We start from the raw sequence: 15747 nt of genomic DNA on the forward strand, positions 1-15747 counted from the left end.
TCAGGTGCTCAACAACGAATCACAACAGATTCTTCCGATTCAAGATTTCGCCTGCGGCGCGGCGTTCAAATCCGACGTCAAATGTGGGTAATTGAAAGCACGGCTAAGCGCTTACCTGTGATCGATGTTGGAGCGAGTTTGTCTTTAGAAGAAACAACAGCCCCTGATCGCATTTGCCGAACGTCATGAAGTCGGCTTTCCAATGATCCCGTCGTCCCGACCTTCGACCTCGACGAGCCGTTCGGCAATCGGCCGCTGACTTTGCTCAAAACCATGTTGGCGCAACCAGCCCGCCAGCGTGACAGAGGCGCAAGACTCCAGTTCTGGGTAATCCCAAGTTTGGTCTTCTTGCAAAACATCCCGAGACTCTAGCCGCCGCCGGATGAAAGTTCGGCGGCCGATCAGTTTAGAAGCTTGGGCTGCGCGGTGGGCAATGGCACCATCGTCGCGGCAACAAAGCGATGGAGCGCCCCATGGCGAAGCAGAACGACCTGAGCAGATGCCTTGTCAGACTTGAACAAGACGCGACAGTGATTGCCGTGATCGAGATCGGCCAGTCGAGCTGGCTGGTCGCCGGTATTGTGCCCGGCCTCGAACGCGATCCATTGAAGAAGCTCAGCCCAGATCAGGATGCGCTTCTGCCGCTTCTGCATCGTTGGCAGAAGGAACCGATGCAGGTTGGACGCACGATCAAATCAATTGTCGCCTATGAGGCCGGCGGCGACGACTTCTGGTTAGCGCGCTGGCTGCGAGGGCGAGAGATCGAGGTCGACGTGATCCACCCGTCGAGCATCCCGGTATCGCGCGAGCACCGGCGGGCGAAGACAGATCGGCTCGACACTGAGCTGGCTCAAACGCGCCTTTCTCGGTTGGCTGCCCGGCGAACCCAAGCATTGCAGCATGGCGGCGACGGCTGAAGACCGTGATGATGTCTCAAACTTCACGACTACATCCGCAAATGCTGGACGTCTCAGCAAGAACGATTCAAACTGAAACACCCATTTTCTCAAGTGCCACAAATCACACCAACGCGCCCGTCTCACTCACCCGACGAAGGTGATAGTCGGCATCCCCAAACGTGTTCTCGATCATGGTCAGCCGCTTAAAATAGTGGCCGATCTTAGCGGCCATGGTCATGCCAATTCCACCGTGAAGCTGGATCGACTGCTGGCCAATGAACTTTGCGCTCCTTCCGATCTGCACCTTAGCCGCAGCGACAGCTTTTGCACGCTCGGCAGCATTATCCCTATCCGCGGCTATGGTAGCGTACAGCGACATCGAGCGCGCCTGTTCGAGCGCCACAAACATGTCGGCGGCGCGGTGCTGCAGACTCTGAAACGAGGAGATTGGCACCCCGAACTGCTTCCGCGTCTTCATATACTCGACTGTGGTCCTCAGCGATTCGTCCATCAGGCCCACGGCTTCGGCGCAAAGCGCGGTGCGGGCATCGTCTACCACCCGCTCGATCAGCGGCAATGCGTTCTCGGGATCGCCGATCGCAGCTGCGCTGCCCACCTCGACCCTCGCGAAGCTGATGTCGGCGGCACGCAGCCCATCTTGGGTCGGGTAGCTCTTCTTGGCGATCCCTATCGCGTCGCCAGGCACCAGAAGCACCGCGATGCCATCTCGATCGCGTTGAGCGCCTTTGGTGCGGACGGTGACGATCAAGGTGTCGGCGTTCTCGCCGTTGAGCACGACAAATTTTTCGCCGTCAATGACCCACCCATCGCCGGTCTTCCTTGCGGAGGTCATCACATCGTTCAGATCATAGCGAGAGTTCCTTTCGAGCTGCGCGAAGCCGAAGGTTCTGCTCCCGTCGATGATCCCTGGCAGATGAGCTGTCTTCTGCGCATCCGAACCGCCACGGCGCAGGAAGCCGCCGCCGATCACAACGGTGGTGAGATAAGGCTCGACCACCAGCGCTCGGCCGAACGCTTCCATCACGATCATGGTCTCCACGCCGCCGCCACCAAACCCGCCATCGGCTTCGACGAAGGGAAGCCCGAGCAGGCCCTGCTCCGCAAGGCGGCTCCAGATTAGTCTGCTCCAGCCGCCCTTCTCCCTCAAATATGCCTTGCGCTGCTCGAAATCGTAGATATCGGTCAAGAGTCCATCAACGCTTTCCTTGAGGAGCCGTTGCTCCTCGGACAAATTGAAGTCCATATCTCAGCTTCTCCTGGCGATGGATCTGGACCTCCTGCCGTTTCCCCATTTGCAGGGTGGAAGAAGGGTTAGAGCCCCAGCACCGCCTTGGCGATGATGTTGCGCTGGATTTCGTCAGAGCCGCCGTAGATCGACACCTTGCGGTTGTTGAAGTAGCTCGGCGCGATCTGCGCGGTCCAGCCCATCGCTTTGTGCGAATGTTCGTCATAGGGCGCAGCGAATGGCCCGATCATCTCCATCAAGAGCTCAGTCGCGGCCTGCTGGCTTTGTGCGCCCTTTATCTTAAGCATGGAAGACGCGGGATTTGGCTTGCCGTGCTTTCCTTCGGCGGTGACAATGCGCAGTTGCGTAAGCTCCAGTGCCTTCAGCTCGATCTCGGAGATGGCGAGCTTCTCCCGGAAGGCGCGATCCTCGATCAAAGGACGGCCATCACTTTCGAAGCTGGAGGCCAACTCCTTGATGTGCCGGATGCGCTCCTTGGAGACGCCGACCCTTGCAATACCAGTGCGCTCGTTGCCGAGCAGGAACTTTGCGTAGTCCCAGCCCTCGTTTTCCTCGCCGATCAGGTTTTCGCAGGGCACCTTGACGTCGTCGAAGAAAACCTCGTTGATCTCATAGCCACCGTCGATGGTCTGAATCGGGCGCACCGTCACGCCCTTCGAATCCAAGGGGAAGACGATGAAGGAAATGCCCATCTGCTTCTTGGCGCTGGGATCGGTGCGGCAGAGGCAGAAGATCATGTTGGCGTGCTGCGCGTATGTGGTCCAAGTCTTCTGTCCATTGATGATCCACTTGCCGCCCCTACGTTGGGCCTTGGTCGTGAGCGAAGCAAGATCCGAGCCGGCGCCGGGTTCCGAAAAGCCCTGGCACCACCAATCGTCTACGTTTGCGATGCGCGGTAGATAATACTTTTTCTGCGCCTCGTTGCCGAAGGTGTATATGACCGGACCAACCATGCCGACGCCAAAGGCGAGCGGCGTCGGCGCCGGATACATCTGCAGTTCCTCCCTAAAGATGTAGTGCTGGACCGAGCTCCAGCCTGTGCCACCATATTCCTTCGGCCAGGAGCTGACGTTCCACCCCTTCTTGTTGAGGATACGCCACCAAGTGACCATTTCTTCCTTCGACACATGGCGGCCTTCGACCATCTTGTGCCGCATTTGGGGAGATACATTATCGCGCAGAAACTGGCGCACTTCCTCTCGGAACGCTTGTTCTTCCTCGGTGAATACAAGATCCATCGGATTCTCCTGCAACCGGATCAAGGCGGGGTGGGCTGCGAAAGCCTGTCCATGCATGCCAATCGGGCGAGGCCTCGACGTTAGGTGAACTGAACGCGAAGCGTATTCTTGCGTCACGAGAGCATCTCCTTTTAGTGGCTCCTGCGAAGCCGTAGGATGATGGGCCCATGTCCAGCTCAACTTCTCGTTAGCTTTTTGACCCAAAAGTTTGATTTGCCCCTAAGGAGCTTTTTCCCTCTCAATCGACGTCAACGATTGTGCTGCTATTCCCGCCTCTCTCTCCGTCAGAAACGAGCACCCCGGTTTGCGAGAGCGAGCGCAGCATCCATCCTGCCTTCCAAAATGCATTCAGCCCGCCTCTTTGACAGTGTTGTAGCCTCTCTGTAGCAACGGCCGTGCCAACAACGCTCGAACGCTTTGACTTTCTAATTCGATACGAAAACGAGTCGTTCGTAGATTACCTGGGCTTTGACGGAACAGACATCCCCGTTCTCAGGACTACCGGGCTCGAGCGAACGCTAGCTCCAGATCTGCACGGATGCAGATGCTTCAGTTGTCTCAATTCGCACGACAATTGAAGGGCGACATCTGCTCGACCGTCGCGCGGGTGGCCGATTGATTTGCTCGCGTTCCTAATCTCCAGCTAGGTTTGCGACAATGCTGCCAAACGTAAGATTGAGGTGCTCTCCGCACGATAGCTCCCCGGCGACAAGGGTCCAGAACGGCTGACGCCCCGCGCAGGACTTCATGCTGCCCTCGTCGATCTGCCAGCTCGTTCGACGAGACCCCTTCCGCAACAGCCGGTCCTAAGCAGACCACCGACATTATTATTCAGCCCAACGGTTCTTCGAACTTGCGCTAGACGAATGCTGATCGAAGACCAGGCATGACTATGAACGCGAGCGAGGGACAGGAGCATCGCTCGCTGTCTGTCCGGATCACCAGACGTGTGGCTGGGGCTCGCGAGGCTTGAGCGACCTAGCGTAAGCGCCTGCCATTCAGCAATGTTGCGGTCGCGCACGGCAGCTGATGCATTACTGCCTAGCAAATCGGACTAGCGCCTTGCGATCGATCTCGATCCCCAACCCCGGCGCGTTAGGTACGGGGACAATGCCGCGAGTGTGCTCGATGGGCTCGGTGACAATCGCCTGCCGGAGTGGGTTTTCGGTTCGGTCGAACTCCAGCAGCGGCGCTAGGGGTATGGGCGAGGACCGTGTGTGCGGCGGGAGAACGGCAAGTAAATGTAGCGATGCCGCAATTGCGATGGCGGTGCCCCAAACATGCGGATTATAACGGACGCCGAATGCCTCTGCCATGTCAGCGATCTTCTTGCATTCGGAGAGCCCACCTGCCGCGCAAATGTCGGGCTGGGCGATATCTAGCGCCTGCGAGACGAAGAGGTTGCGGAACCCGAACCGAGTGAACTCACATTCTCCGCCTGCGATCGGGATCGAAAGTGCGGCCTTTACCGCTCGATAGCCGGCAAGATCCTCTGGCGGTACCGGCTCCTCAAACCACCCGATATCGTGTTTTTCTATCATACGGCCCAGACGGATCGCTGCGACGCTGTCAAAGGCGTGGTTCGCGTCCACCATCAGCGACACAGTCGGCCCGATCGCCTCTCTCACGACGCGCGTCGCGAGCGCATCCTCCTCCACACCGAAGCCGACCTTGAGCTTCACCGCCGAGAAACCCTCATCGACGTAGCGCGCTGCCTCCTCGGCTAAATCCCGGGTCGGGTCTTCAACCTTGCGTCTATGGAGGCCAGTTGCGTAGGCGACGATGTGAGTCCGCTGCGCACCGCCGAGCAGCTGATGCACGGGAACGCCGAAATGCTTGCCCTTGATGTCCCAGAGCGCGATATCAATACCGCTCAAGCCTTCTATCACGACCCCCTTCTGGCCATGATCGCGCAGGCGCGCATAGATCATTTGCCAGAGATACTCGGTGCGCAGCGGATCCTCCCCGATCAGCCATGGCGCGACGCTCTCGATCACGGCAGCCGTCATCCCTGCCGGCCCGTAGCATTCGCCCCAGCCGATAATATCCTGGTCGGTCTCGATTTCGACCAGCATCGCTGTGCGCGTATCATACCAGCCACGGGCGGAGGCAAGAGCCTCCGACAGCGCGGCTTGAAGGATATGGGTGCGAGCGCCCGTGATCTTCATCAGCTTTCGCCTTTCCAGTCCTGCTGCGTCCCGTTATTCAGTCTAGCCGCTTCTAAATCGGTAACGCCCGTGCTGCGACGTTCGAACACATTAGGCTTTTACTTTGAGAATGTTCGCACATAGGAAACGACGCTCAGTGTTAAAGCGAGATCTTTCCAGGTCTGTCAGAAACGGAACAAGATATCCTGGCGTTCGTACACGAAGATCGCCGGTATTTACCATTGTCATCGGCCAGGCACGGCATGGGAGCAGCGAATCACTGCCTCTCGCTCTGCACCGCCGGACAGCAGCAAGCCCCGGCCGCCCGACTCGGTATGCGCCGCCGCGCGGCCCTCTAGGGGAGTGAGGCGGCTCGGAGAAACCGGTGCCGCGGACCGGTGATCGCCTCTATGAACTTGAGGCCGAGAACTGCTCACTGAGAACTCTCCTGACATCGGCTCGTTTCAATAATTTGCGTTACCTCGCGCCCGCCTCCTGCGCATACTTCCATGATGCTTTCGCGAGCGGCACGGTGCGCTTGGCAGCTTCGATCGCCTTGGTGTTGGCGGCGGTGCCATCTCGGATGCGGGCTGCAATGCCTTGAGTCATGCCAACCAACCGAAAGAGATTAAACGCAAAATACCAGTTCAAGTCCGGCAGCTCGCTGCCCGTGCAGTCGCAATAGATTTGCGCGGCCTTGTCCATGCTCGGGATATTGAGCGTCTTCAGGTCGGCGTCCGCAAGGCCCGGCCTGATCCATTGCATCAACAGATAGGTAAAATCGGACATGGGATCGCCGAGCGTCGACAATTCCCAGTCGAGTACCGCGATCACGCGCGGCTGCTTTGCATCGAAGATAATGTTGTCGAGTCGATAGTCGCCATGCACGATGGAGACACGTTTCTGCTCGGGAATCGTGTTCGGCAGCCATTCGATCAGCTTTTCAACCTCCGGGATATATTGCGTCTCCGAGGCGCGATACTGCTTGCTCCAGCGATCGATTTGGCGCGCGAAATAACTGCCAGGCCTTCCGAAGTCCGCAAGGCCGATGCTATCGGGATCAAACATGTGCAGCTTCGCGAGAGTCTCGATCTTGCTGCAGAAAATCTTTGCCCGCATTTCGGCAGGCTGGCTCGGCAAAGTCGGATCCCAATAGACGTGTCCTTCCTCCATCGACATGATGTAGAATGCCGCACCAATGACGGCATCGTCAGTACAGAGCGCAAACGCGTGCGCGACCGGGAAGCCCTGCTGGCCGAGCGCCGAGATGACGCGGTACTCGCGGTCGACCGCATGCGCCGACGGCAGCAACTTGCCGAACGGCTTTCTGCGCAACACGTAGGAACGGCCGCGGCTGTCGAGTTTGTATGTCGGATTGGATTGGCCTCCCTTAAACTGTAAGACGGTCAAGGGACCGGTATAGCCTTCGACATGCTTGCGCATCCAACGGTCGAGACGGCTCTCGTCGATGCGATGTCGCTCTTCGACGGGTCTCGTGCCCGAAAACTCCTCGTCCTTCCTGAAGCCCTCGGCCAAGGTGACGCTCCTCGAAATTGTTGAAGCGTTCCGCTTCATTTAGCACCCGAGCAGCTGGATGCTTCCGAAATTCAATTCTGACAATTGTGCGGCAGTGCACTTCATCGGGGCCCTCCGTGAGACGCATCGCGCGTGTCGAGCTTGGCCGCACGGATTCCGCATCGTCGGTTGGGCCCGCCCGAGGTCCGAATCGCCTGCTCGATTATTCGCAAGCCGCTTCGGCCAAATACCAATACAGCACAATTCTCATTCATCGAAGTTTCTGTGCGAATCTCCGGCCGGTTAGCTCGCCCAAGAGTGGCTTCTTTTGGCGATGCGAACGGGCGCATCTGAAGCCCACGTGGGTCAGATCTCATTTCTCACTGCGCCGACAATAGGCTTTTGACTCGCCTGGGTAAGGGCTGCGAATGCTGCCGCAAGGCGCTATTTGCGTGAGAGACGAACACGGTAGGATCGCAGCGTGCCTCACTCGACGAATGTTCGTGAATTCGCCTGCAGATGATCGCGCGTCATTAGTGGCATCGTTCATTCGTTTACAATGCCCCAGGCCAGTGCGATTGCCCACCCAAATTGGTTCTCCGAGTAAATTCTACGATCGTTTGTGCGGTTGGCTCACGTGGGGTCTGGAAACATCAGATTCTGGAGCCGGCCTCGCGCACGCTAAGAAGACGCAAATGATGACTCCGTTTAGTCAAAGCGTATCGCTTCTCGAGAGCTGGCGGAAACAATGAGAGCATAAGACGGTCATTGCCTTTCGCGCAGATGGCGCAACTTCGACGCTCCCGCAGATGCAAAGGGGTCTGATCGCAAGCTGCTGACGGGGGTGAGGCGCACGACTGCCGGTCTCAGGATGTTTCTGCTCAGTCGGAGACCGAACGCCGTTCGCGCACCGAGCCCTCCTGAGAGACGGACGCTACCAGCGTGCCGTCACGCTTGAAGATCAAGCCGCGCGCGAGGCCGCGTCCGCCTTGCGCGCTCGGCGACTCTTTGGCGTAAAGTAGCCACTCGTCTGCGCGAAAGGGTCGGTGGAACCAAATTGCGTGGTCGAGGCTCGCCGAAATCATGCGGCCGTCGAACAGAGTCCGGCCATAGCGGACCATGACCGCATCGAGTAGCGCCAAATCTGAGGCGTAGGCCAGCGCGCACATGTGAAGCGTCGGGTCATCGGGCAGCTTTGCTGCGGCCTTCATCCACATATGAAAGCGGCCGTCATCGATCTTCTGACCGACATAACGGCTAATCTCGACCGGACGCAATTCAATCGGACGGTCGCGGTCATAATAGCGGCGGATGAATTCCGGTATGTCGGTGAACTTCGACTGCTTGGCTAGTTCTTCTGCGGCGAGCATTTCCGGCGGCGGAACAGCGGGCATTTTGTTTTGGTGATCGAAAGCGCTCTGTTCGCCTGCGTGAAATGACACCACGATGGTAGAGATTGCCTTAGCTTGCTGAATTGCTGTGACGCTCCGTGTCGAATAGCTTTTGCCATCACGCAGCCGTCGGACTTCGTAGACGATCGGAACCTGCGGGTCACCGGTCTGAATGAAATAGCCATGCAGCGAATGCGGCAGCCTGTCTTTCACCGTGCGACATGCCGCGACCATCGCTTGCCCTATCACCTGGCCACCGAACACCCGTTGAGGGCGAGGATTTGGATTGTTGCCGCGAAACAGATTCACCTCGATTGGCTCAAGGTCGAAGATGGCGGGCAGGTCGATCGAGGTTTTAGACATTGACGCGCCTTTGCTTTTCTTCATCATTCCCCGGAATGGCAGCCCTGCGAAGAAGCCGAAGTCCGAAATCCAGCATTCTTTCGGGCCACAAGGGAATTCTTGGGCCCATGTGGTTTGCAGCTGAGGTGGCTCAACTGCAACTGTACTGGTGCATTGACATCGATTTGTAAGAAACGAGACGCCTTCCTTTGAACTCCTGGGCCCGGACGACCCCATCCACTCTTTCCAACGATCCTTCACTTGCCCAGCAATCACCGTGCCACAAGACCGTCTAGAGATGCGAAATCGGTGTCCTCATCCAGCGCCGGCAACGATACTTGCGGCTACTGTCGGGTTGGCAACATCGACTCAACCGAACAAGGGTCCGAGCACGACAACGCACATTGACGAGGGATGGACGCTTCTCGGGCTGAGAACCGGCGGCTGTTGGATCCTGGAAATGATCATCACGTTTGTACGCACATGACAGCTCAGCGACGCTCGCGCACCGAACCTTCCTGGGTAACAGATGCGACCAATGTGCCGTTAGGCTCGAAGATCAAGCCGCGCACGAGACCGCGTCCGCCTTGCGCGCTCGGCGACTCCTTGGCGTAAAGCAGCCAGTCGTCTGCTCGAAACGGGCGGTGAAACCACATTGCGTGATCGAGGATTGCAATTCTCATATGCTGATCGAACAATGGGCGCTCATAGCGCGCCGTCACCGCAACGAGCAGTGGGTAATCGGAGGCATAGGCCAACGCGCACATATGCTGCACTGGATCATCGCGCAGCCTCGTCGCCGCCTTGATCCAGACATGAACGCGCCCGTCGTCAATTTTTTGACCGACATAACGGCCGAGCTCGGCCGGACACAACTCTATCGCGTAATTACGGCGGATAAATTCCGTCGTTTCACAATACATTGGCTGCTTAGGACTTCCTCTGCCATCAGGGCGTTTCCGGCAGCGGCACGCAAGGCATCTTGTCCTGATGGTCAAAGGCGCCCTCCTCCCGGGCATGGAACGAGACCACGATGAAGAAGATTGCGGTGCCATGCTGGATTGCGCTGACGCGGCGCGTCGAATAGCTCTTGCCCTCCCGCAGCCGTTCGACGTGGTAAATAATGGGCGCCTGCGGGTCGCCGGGCCGGATGAAGCAGCTGTGCAGCGAATTCGGCAGCCGACCCTCCACTGTGCGGCATGCCGCGGCCATCGCCTGCCCGATCACTTGGCCTCCAAACACCCGTTGCGCGTTGATGTTCGGACTAGTGCCACGAAATACGTTCGTTTCGATCGGTTCCACGTCCAAAATAGCGGGCAGGTTGATCAGGCTTTGGGACATTGATGCGCTTTCGGTTTCTTACGGCGTCATCTCCGGCCATGGCACGCAGCCATAAACAGGACGTTTCGAGATTTCGGCGCGTTCTTTGGAAGGGCATGATGCCAGCGCAAAGTAGCGGAACTGCACGCGACAGTGCTGGTGTATCGATTTGGCTAGATCGAGACCATCTCATTGCAGCCCCAGAGCTGCCAACATTTCTCAACGATCCAACGCCGGCGCAGCAATCGGCATGCCAGAACACTGTGCATAGAGCAGACGCAGGTCCATTCACTTCGAGCCGCGCCAACGAAATACTTTGCCCTTAGCGTCGCCCTCCGAACAATACAGATCGTAAACCTGACAGCTGAGCAGACAACGATCGCGCGAAGGACAAGCGTCGCCTCTCGTGCCGAACGCTTTGGATGGAGGTCGTTCAAAATTGTCGCACAGGTGATGCTCCGTACCAGGCGGTTCGCTGGATTCTCGCAATTCTTTGATAAACCCACAGCGGCTTCTGATCTCAAGCGTGACTTCTGGCCCTGCGTCTTCTTAGAGTTCGATCGTTGCAGCGAATCGCCTCTCTGCTCTTCGGCTAGGTGAGCTACTGCCCATCGGCGGCTATGACGAGCAGTATGGTCTGCTCATCCTCAGCGCCAAGGGTGCGCGCCAGTGCTGGTGCTAGCCGCCGGGGTTCCCATTTCGCAACGGCTACGCAGCGCAGTCAGCGACGACAAAGTTGCAGCTACTCGCTAGGTGCACGCTTCATACTCAACGCCGGTACGGCTCTTCTCTTGGCGGCGCTCACTCCGTTAGCCCTGCTCTCAAGCAGGACATTAACAGCGCGCCTTATAAGATATGGCTAGTAGATAGGCGTTCACATCTCAGTTTCCGCGGCCTAGCGGGACCTCCCAAGCGCGGCCGGACTCGTTCAGGCAGACCATGGATTTTACGCTTTCGGCACCTTTGGGGATCGTTTATTGGCGCGAAGCAACGGCTGGCTACACTAAGCACCGCCTTGCCCTTGCGGCGAAAATCGCGTCGCACTGGTCTCTAAAACCCGCACGGGTGCCGCGCCAATTCGGTTGTATCTTCAACTAGACCAGGTCAGCCCAGCAATGTCTGCCCGTTTTTGGCGACGGTAACTTGGCGCTCACGAACATGAGCTTCGAACGAGATCGAATTGCCGTCCTGCCACAGACTGACACTAATGATCTCACCCGGAAACACCGGGGCAGAAAAGCGGACGCGATGACGATGGAAGGCAGAGGGATCGTAGTCGGCATAGGTCTGCAACACGGCTCTGCAGGTCAGTCCATAGGTGCACATGCCGTGGAGAACGGGCTTGGGAAAACCAGCTCGGCGCGCAAATTCGGGATCGCTGTGTAACGGATTTCGATCACCTGACAAGCGGTAGATCAGCGCTTGGTCAGGCTGGGTTGGGATATCGATTGATCGGTCCGGCGCTCTACGGGGTATTTGATGCGGCTCAGGCATTCCCTCCGATGGTCCGCCAAAGCCGCCGTCGCCCCTCGCAAACGTCGAAGAAACGATCGTGACCATCTTGTCGCACGCGCTGTCTCTAACAACGACTTCGTTCTGAATGATCGCGCCTTTCTCCCTTCCCTTGTCGTACACGCCGCGTACGCGCGCATCCGCAGTAACGTTGGCTGCGGCGGGAATCGGTTTGTGAAACGTGATGTCGCGTTCGCCGTCAAGGACCATGACGCGGTTGAGGTCGATGAACCCGGGTCGGGCCCCCCAGACGCAGACCGAAGCAAAAGTCGGAATAACCTTTAGCGGTTTGGGAGTTGCAAATGCCTCGTTGACGAACTGCAGCTCCTTTTCGTTCAGAGGATCGGAGCCCATGCCAATCCCAAGCGCGTAAAGCATCACCTCCCGATCGCTCCACGAATAGGGGGCGGGTTCGGTCTTGAGGTCGAGTATGGCGGGATAGTCGATCGGCATCGAGCAGCTCCTCGTTCTCGTTACCTTAGCGGCAGGCCCGCTTATAAGCGGCAGTGGAGGTCCACGCTCCGTCAAATTCGGTGCTCGTCAAGCGCGACTCCTAGCCAACTCTCGTATTGATGGAGGCAACCAGCGCTTCCATGCGCGGCACCATGCTGGTTTCCGAAGCTATTGCCAAAGCTGCGCGCTTTATGTCTGCGTTTTGTTCAGGACCGGCAACACACATGTCAGAGAGTAAGATCATCGCTCATCTTCGCCTGCGAGACTTAGCGTTCCATTCAGTGTGGCTGAACCTCACTAGCAACGGCCATGCCAGAACCGTGAACGCGTCAAGCGTCTGATCACGCTGCCCCCCCCGGACACCCCCCGTTCTAAACCTGACAGGGGCTTGTACCTGTCAGAAATTGGACATCGCTTGGCGCCGCCGGGGCACAGCTTAAAGGCTCAGCGAAACCTTTACACACTCCATACCTTGTCGCTCCCTCGGCGCATTTTTCCAATTCCATGAACCAGATAGCTCAGCTGCCGACGTCCAAAGCTTGCAGATGTGGCCTAGTACAAACGTTATATAACTGCCATTTCCTCCTTGGCGGCACCAAGTCGGCGACCGATCGAATTGCACTATCCTTCGATAGCACCATGATCCATGAACGCTGTAAAAGGCATTCTTCCTATTTGTTGTTTGGGATTAGCATGGGCATGCGGCTGGATTTTGGAGGTCATAATCGGACAACTTGATCGCCGCCAGGATTCCATCATCCAGATTGAGGCAAACCGCACTTACCTTAGACGCGGCAAGCGCCCACGAATGACGAGCGCGGAAACTCGCAGACACGGGAAGTTGCGCCCACTCTACGCAAATCAGCTGAGCCGACAAACATATCTTCCAGCCAATCAAGGCACATGGACCAGACGGGGTACGGAAGGCGGATGATGCTCACAAATGCTATCGACAAAGTCCCCTTCGCTCCCGGACGTCCTCATGATGTCGAGCCGGATCAGGTCGAACCACTCCATTAGCGAACTTGTTGAACGGGCTCGCCGAGCCCATCGTCCGTGGCCTGCCGTTCGAATAGCCATCGATAGATACCGCCCTCCCGAGTCAGCGAGCCGTGGTTGCCCTGCTCCACGAGCTCACCGCGATCGAACACCAGAATGCGCTCGAACTTGCGTACCGTCGATAGCCTGTGCGCAATCACGATCGAAGTGCGTCCCTTCATCAACCGCTCCATCGCCTGCTGGATCAGCCCCTCCGATTCCGAATCGAGGCTCGAGGTGGCCTCGTCCAGAATCAACACCGGCGCGTCCGCTAGGAACGCCCGCGCGAGCGCGACCCGCTGCCGCTCACCGCCCGACAGCTTTACACCGCGCTCTCCGACCAGCGTGCCATACCCTTTCGGCAGCCGCAGGATGAAGTCATGCGCATTGGCGAGCCGCGCCGCCTGCTCGATCGCCGCCATGTCGGCCTCGGGCCGGCCGTAGGCGATGTTCTCAGTCAGCGTGCGGTGAAACAGGATCGGCTCCTGCTGCACAAGCGCGATCTGGCTGCGCAGCGATTGCTGTGTCGCTTTGGCAATATCTTGGCCGTCGATCAGGATCCTGCCGCCGGAGAGGTCATAGAGCCGCTGCACCAACTTGATAAACGTAGTCTTGCCCGAACCGGAACGGCCGACAAGTCCAACGCGTTCGCCGGCGCGGATGTCGATCGACAGGCCATCGTACAATGGCGCGCGGTGACCCCCATAGTGAAAAGTCACGTCCTCGAATGTAATCCTTCCGCCTCGGATAACGATCGGTTTAGCACCGGCTACATCGATGATGCCCATCGGCTCTCGACTAATAGTAACAAGTTCCATCATGTCGTTCACAGAACGCTGCAGATTGTTGATGTGCATGCCGACGTCACGCAGATATGCGTGGATGACGTAATAGATCGTCAGCATAAAGGTGGCGTCGCCCGCCGAGGCCCGCCCCGCTATCCACAGCAGAATGGCGCCGCCGATTACCAAACAGCGGAAGCACAAGAGCATCACGTGCTGCACCATATAGCTGGCGTTGCCCCGCTGCCACGTGCGTGACACCCGTTCCTGCCATTGGTTGATGACACCATTGAAACGCGCATCCTCGCGCGTCTCTGCGCCGAATGATTTCACCACGGCGTTGCAGGTGAGCGCGTCCGCCAGTGTGCCGCCGACCTTGGTATCCCAGGCATTGGATATTCGTGCCGTTGGCGCAATATAGCCGATCGTCATCGCAATAGTGATCGCGACATAAATAACCGCGCCGACCGCGATCACGCCGCCGAGCCCGGGCCAGTGCAGGATTAGCAGGATCATCGAGCCTACGAGCACGGCGAGCGACGGACATAATGCCATCAGAACGGTGGCATTGAGCAGGTCGAGCGCAGACATGCCACGCGTGATCTGGCGAACGGTTGAGCCGGCAAAGGAATTGGTGTGCCAATCGGTCGAGAAGCGCTGCACCCGCATGAAGGCTTCGCATGTTGCATCGGCGATCGTCTTCAGCGTGAGTGGCACACTCGCCTTCAGACCTACAACCCGTAGGATGAGCGAGATGAGACCAAGGGCGATGATGCCGCCGAATGCAACCAGCGCCGCATGCCGTGCGGCCATATCGTGCGGACCCGACGTTAATGCGTCAACGAGGTGGCCCGAGTAAACCGGCATCAGTAGGTCTGCGATCGGCGCACCTAAGAAGCCGACGAGAACGATCGTGAGGCGGACAGGCTGCTTCAGCCAGTGCTGAAACACGAACGGTATGACCTCGCGGATTGCGGAGGGTAGCTTGTCAACGTGAACATTCATGGCGCGATCCGGCCGCACTGACAGCGCGAGCCGACTCCATCTGAATTGGCGCAGCATGGCGCAAGACACGACAGGGAGGTCATTGAAAACAACCGGTTGTTGGATGCTTTGGAAGAGCTGGACGACAGCCTCTATGAACGCCGGCGGTCAACGGCACTGCCGAAACTCCTGCGAGAACAGCGGGCGTCGGCGCACGATCGTCGAATAAGACATGATCATGTAGACCCTCGCCCATTTGAGGAACGAGGCGCTGCTTACACATCGATCCCGCGCAACCTTCAAGACGGTAAGCGCGTGAGCGCGCCCACCTCGATGCTCGTCGGTAGGTGATGTCGCCGCCACAGCAGCTTCGTTTGTCGCAGATGTTGCTATCTTGCAAAAGCCCAGACGTATCGCTGACGTCGCGATCGATTGACGGACCGTAGTCGCTGAAGGACTTACCGCCGTACCGGCCGCCGACGAGCACGCAATCTAATCCTTCGGTCCAGCTCCACAGTCCCCGCGGCATGTTCACTGCAGGCTCGAGATCCGCTGGATTGGCGACACCACTTGCAACGAGCGCAATCGTTGTGGCACGCCATAAACGAACTTCAGATCGCATCCTAACCTTCACTAGGTGAACATTACCGGCTTGCACACACGTCCATCAATGAAACAGGTGCGACATTGCTGCTTTAGGTTTATGCCGTCGAGCCACGCGCACCCGCCGCTAAATGGTCTGATCCTGTTAGGCCGTTTCCGACGCCCTTTCTGGCGAACGCTCGATTTGAGGTCGCGCAAGAGATTTGTCTTGCCTTTGTTCTTGCGCACACAATGTCGCGCACGCAAACAGTTTGTG

Annotated in this window: 8 protein-coding genes and 1 pseudogene; 1 reads left to right on the plus strand and 8 read right to left on the minus strand. The window is 58.0% G+C overall.

The window, feature by feature from the left end; translation table 11 throughout:
- Positions 1-473: 473 nt before the first annotated feature.
- Positions 474-917, plus strand: a complete 444-nt coding sequence (locus tag IVA92_RS30765) for a hypothetical protein (RefSeq protein ID WP_247276079.1) — start codon at positions 474-476, stop codon at positions 915-917.
- A gap of 103 nt (positions 918-1020) precedes the next feature.
- Here the strand turns inward: IVA92_RS30765 and pimD are convergent, their stop codons facing one another.
- The 8 genes and pseudogenes from pimD to IVA92_RS30810 all read right to left on the minus strand — a co-directional run bounded on the left by pimD (position 1021) and on the right by IVA92_RS30810 (position 14909).
- Positions 1021-2163: a pimeloyl-CoA dehydrogenase small subunit gene (pimD, locus tag IVA92_RS30770; RefSeq protein ID WP_247276080.1), complete on the minus strand. Its 1143-nt coding sequence runs from the start codon at positions 2161-2163 to the stop codon at positions 1021-1023.
- 68 nt (positions 2164-2231) lie between these two features.
- On the minus strand, positions 2232-3404 hold the full coding sequence (gene pimC / locus IVA92_RS30775; protein WP_247276081.1) for a pimeloyl-CoA dehydrogenase large subunit: 1173 nt from the start codon (positions 3402-3404) through the stop codon (positions 2232-2234).
- 1034 nt (positions 3405-4438) lie between these two features.
- Positions 4439-5572 (minus strand): mandelate racemase/muconate lactonizing enzyme family protein, encoded by a 1134-nt coding sequence (locus tag IVA92_RS30780; protein ID WP_247276082.1) that lies wholly within the window; start codon positions 5570-5572, stop codon positions 4439-4441.
- A gap of 456 nt (positions 5573-6028) precedes the next feature.
- The gene (locus tag IVA92_RS30785; protein ID WP_247276083.1) at positions 6029-7087 is read right to left on the minus strand and encodes a phosphotransferase family protein; all 1059 of its coding nucleotides are present in this window, start codon (positions 7085-7087) and stop codon (positions 6029-6031) included.
- An 860-nt stretch (positions 7088-7947) separates the two neighbouring features.
- On the minus strand, positions 7948-8820 hold the full coding sequence (gene tesB, locus IVA92_RS30790) for an acyl-CoA thioesterase II (protein WP_247276127.1): 873 nt from the start codon (positions 8818-8820) through the stop codon (positions 7948-7950).
- A gap of 470 nt (positions 8821-9290) precedes the next feature.
- Positions 9291-10140, minus strand: a pseudogene (locus IVA92_RS36165) (acyl-CoA thioesterase II).
- 1083 nt (positions 10141-11223) lie between these two features.
- Complete coding sequence (locus IVA92_RS30805) at positions 11224-12084, minus strand: MaoC/PaaZ C-terminal domain-containing protein (protein ID WP_247276086.1); 861 nt, start codon at positions 12082-12084, stop codon at positions 11224-11226.
- A gap of 1016 nt (positions 12085-13100) precedes the next feature.
- Positions 13101-14909, minus strand: coding sequence for an ABC transporter ATP-binding protein (locus IVA92_RS30810; protein ID WP_247276087.1), 1809 nt, complete (start codon positions 14907-14909; stop codon positions 13101-13103).
- Positions 14910-15747: the final 838 nt, after the last annotated feature.

The sequence above is a fragment of the Bradyrhizobium sp. 154 genome (assembly GCF_023073875.1).
Taxonomy (GTDB): Bacteria; Pseudomonadota; Alphaproteobacteria; order Rhizobiales; family Xanthobacteraceae; genus Bradyrhizobium.

Bases quoted from the DNA above. Each gene is read 5' to 3' on its own strand.
- IVA92_RS30780 (WP_247276082.1), bottom strand. From the start codon at position 5,572: ATGAAGATCACGGGCGCTCGCACCCATATCCTTCAAGCCGCGCTGTCG.
- IVA92_RS30805 (WP_247276086.1), bottom strand. From the start codon at position 12,084: ATGCCGATCGACTATCCCGCCATACTCGACCTCAAGACCGAACCCGCC.
- IVA92_RS30810 (WP_247276087.1), bottom strand. From the start codon at position 14,909: ATGAATGTTCACGTTGACAAGCTACCCTCCGCAATCCGCGAGGTCATA.
- tesB (WP_247276127.1), bottom strand. From the start codon at position 8,820: ATGTCTAAAACCTCGATCGACCTGCCCGCCATCTTCGACCTTGAGCCA.
- pimD (WP_247276080.1), bottom strand. From the start codon at position 2,163: ATGGACTTCAATTTGTCCGAGGAGCAACGGCTCCTCAAGGAAAGCGTT.
- pimC (WP_247276081.1), bottom strand. From the start codon at position 3,404: ATGGATCTTGTATTCACCGAGGAAGAACAAGCGTTCCGAGAGGAAGTG.
- IVA92_RS30765 (WP_247276079.1), top strand. From the start codon at position 474: ATGGCGAAGCAGAACGACCTGAGCAGATGCCTTGTCAGACTTGAACAA.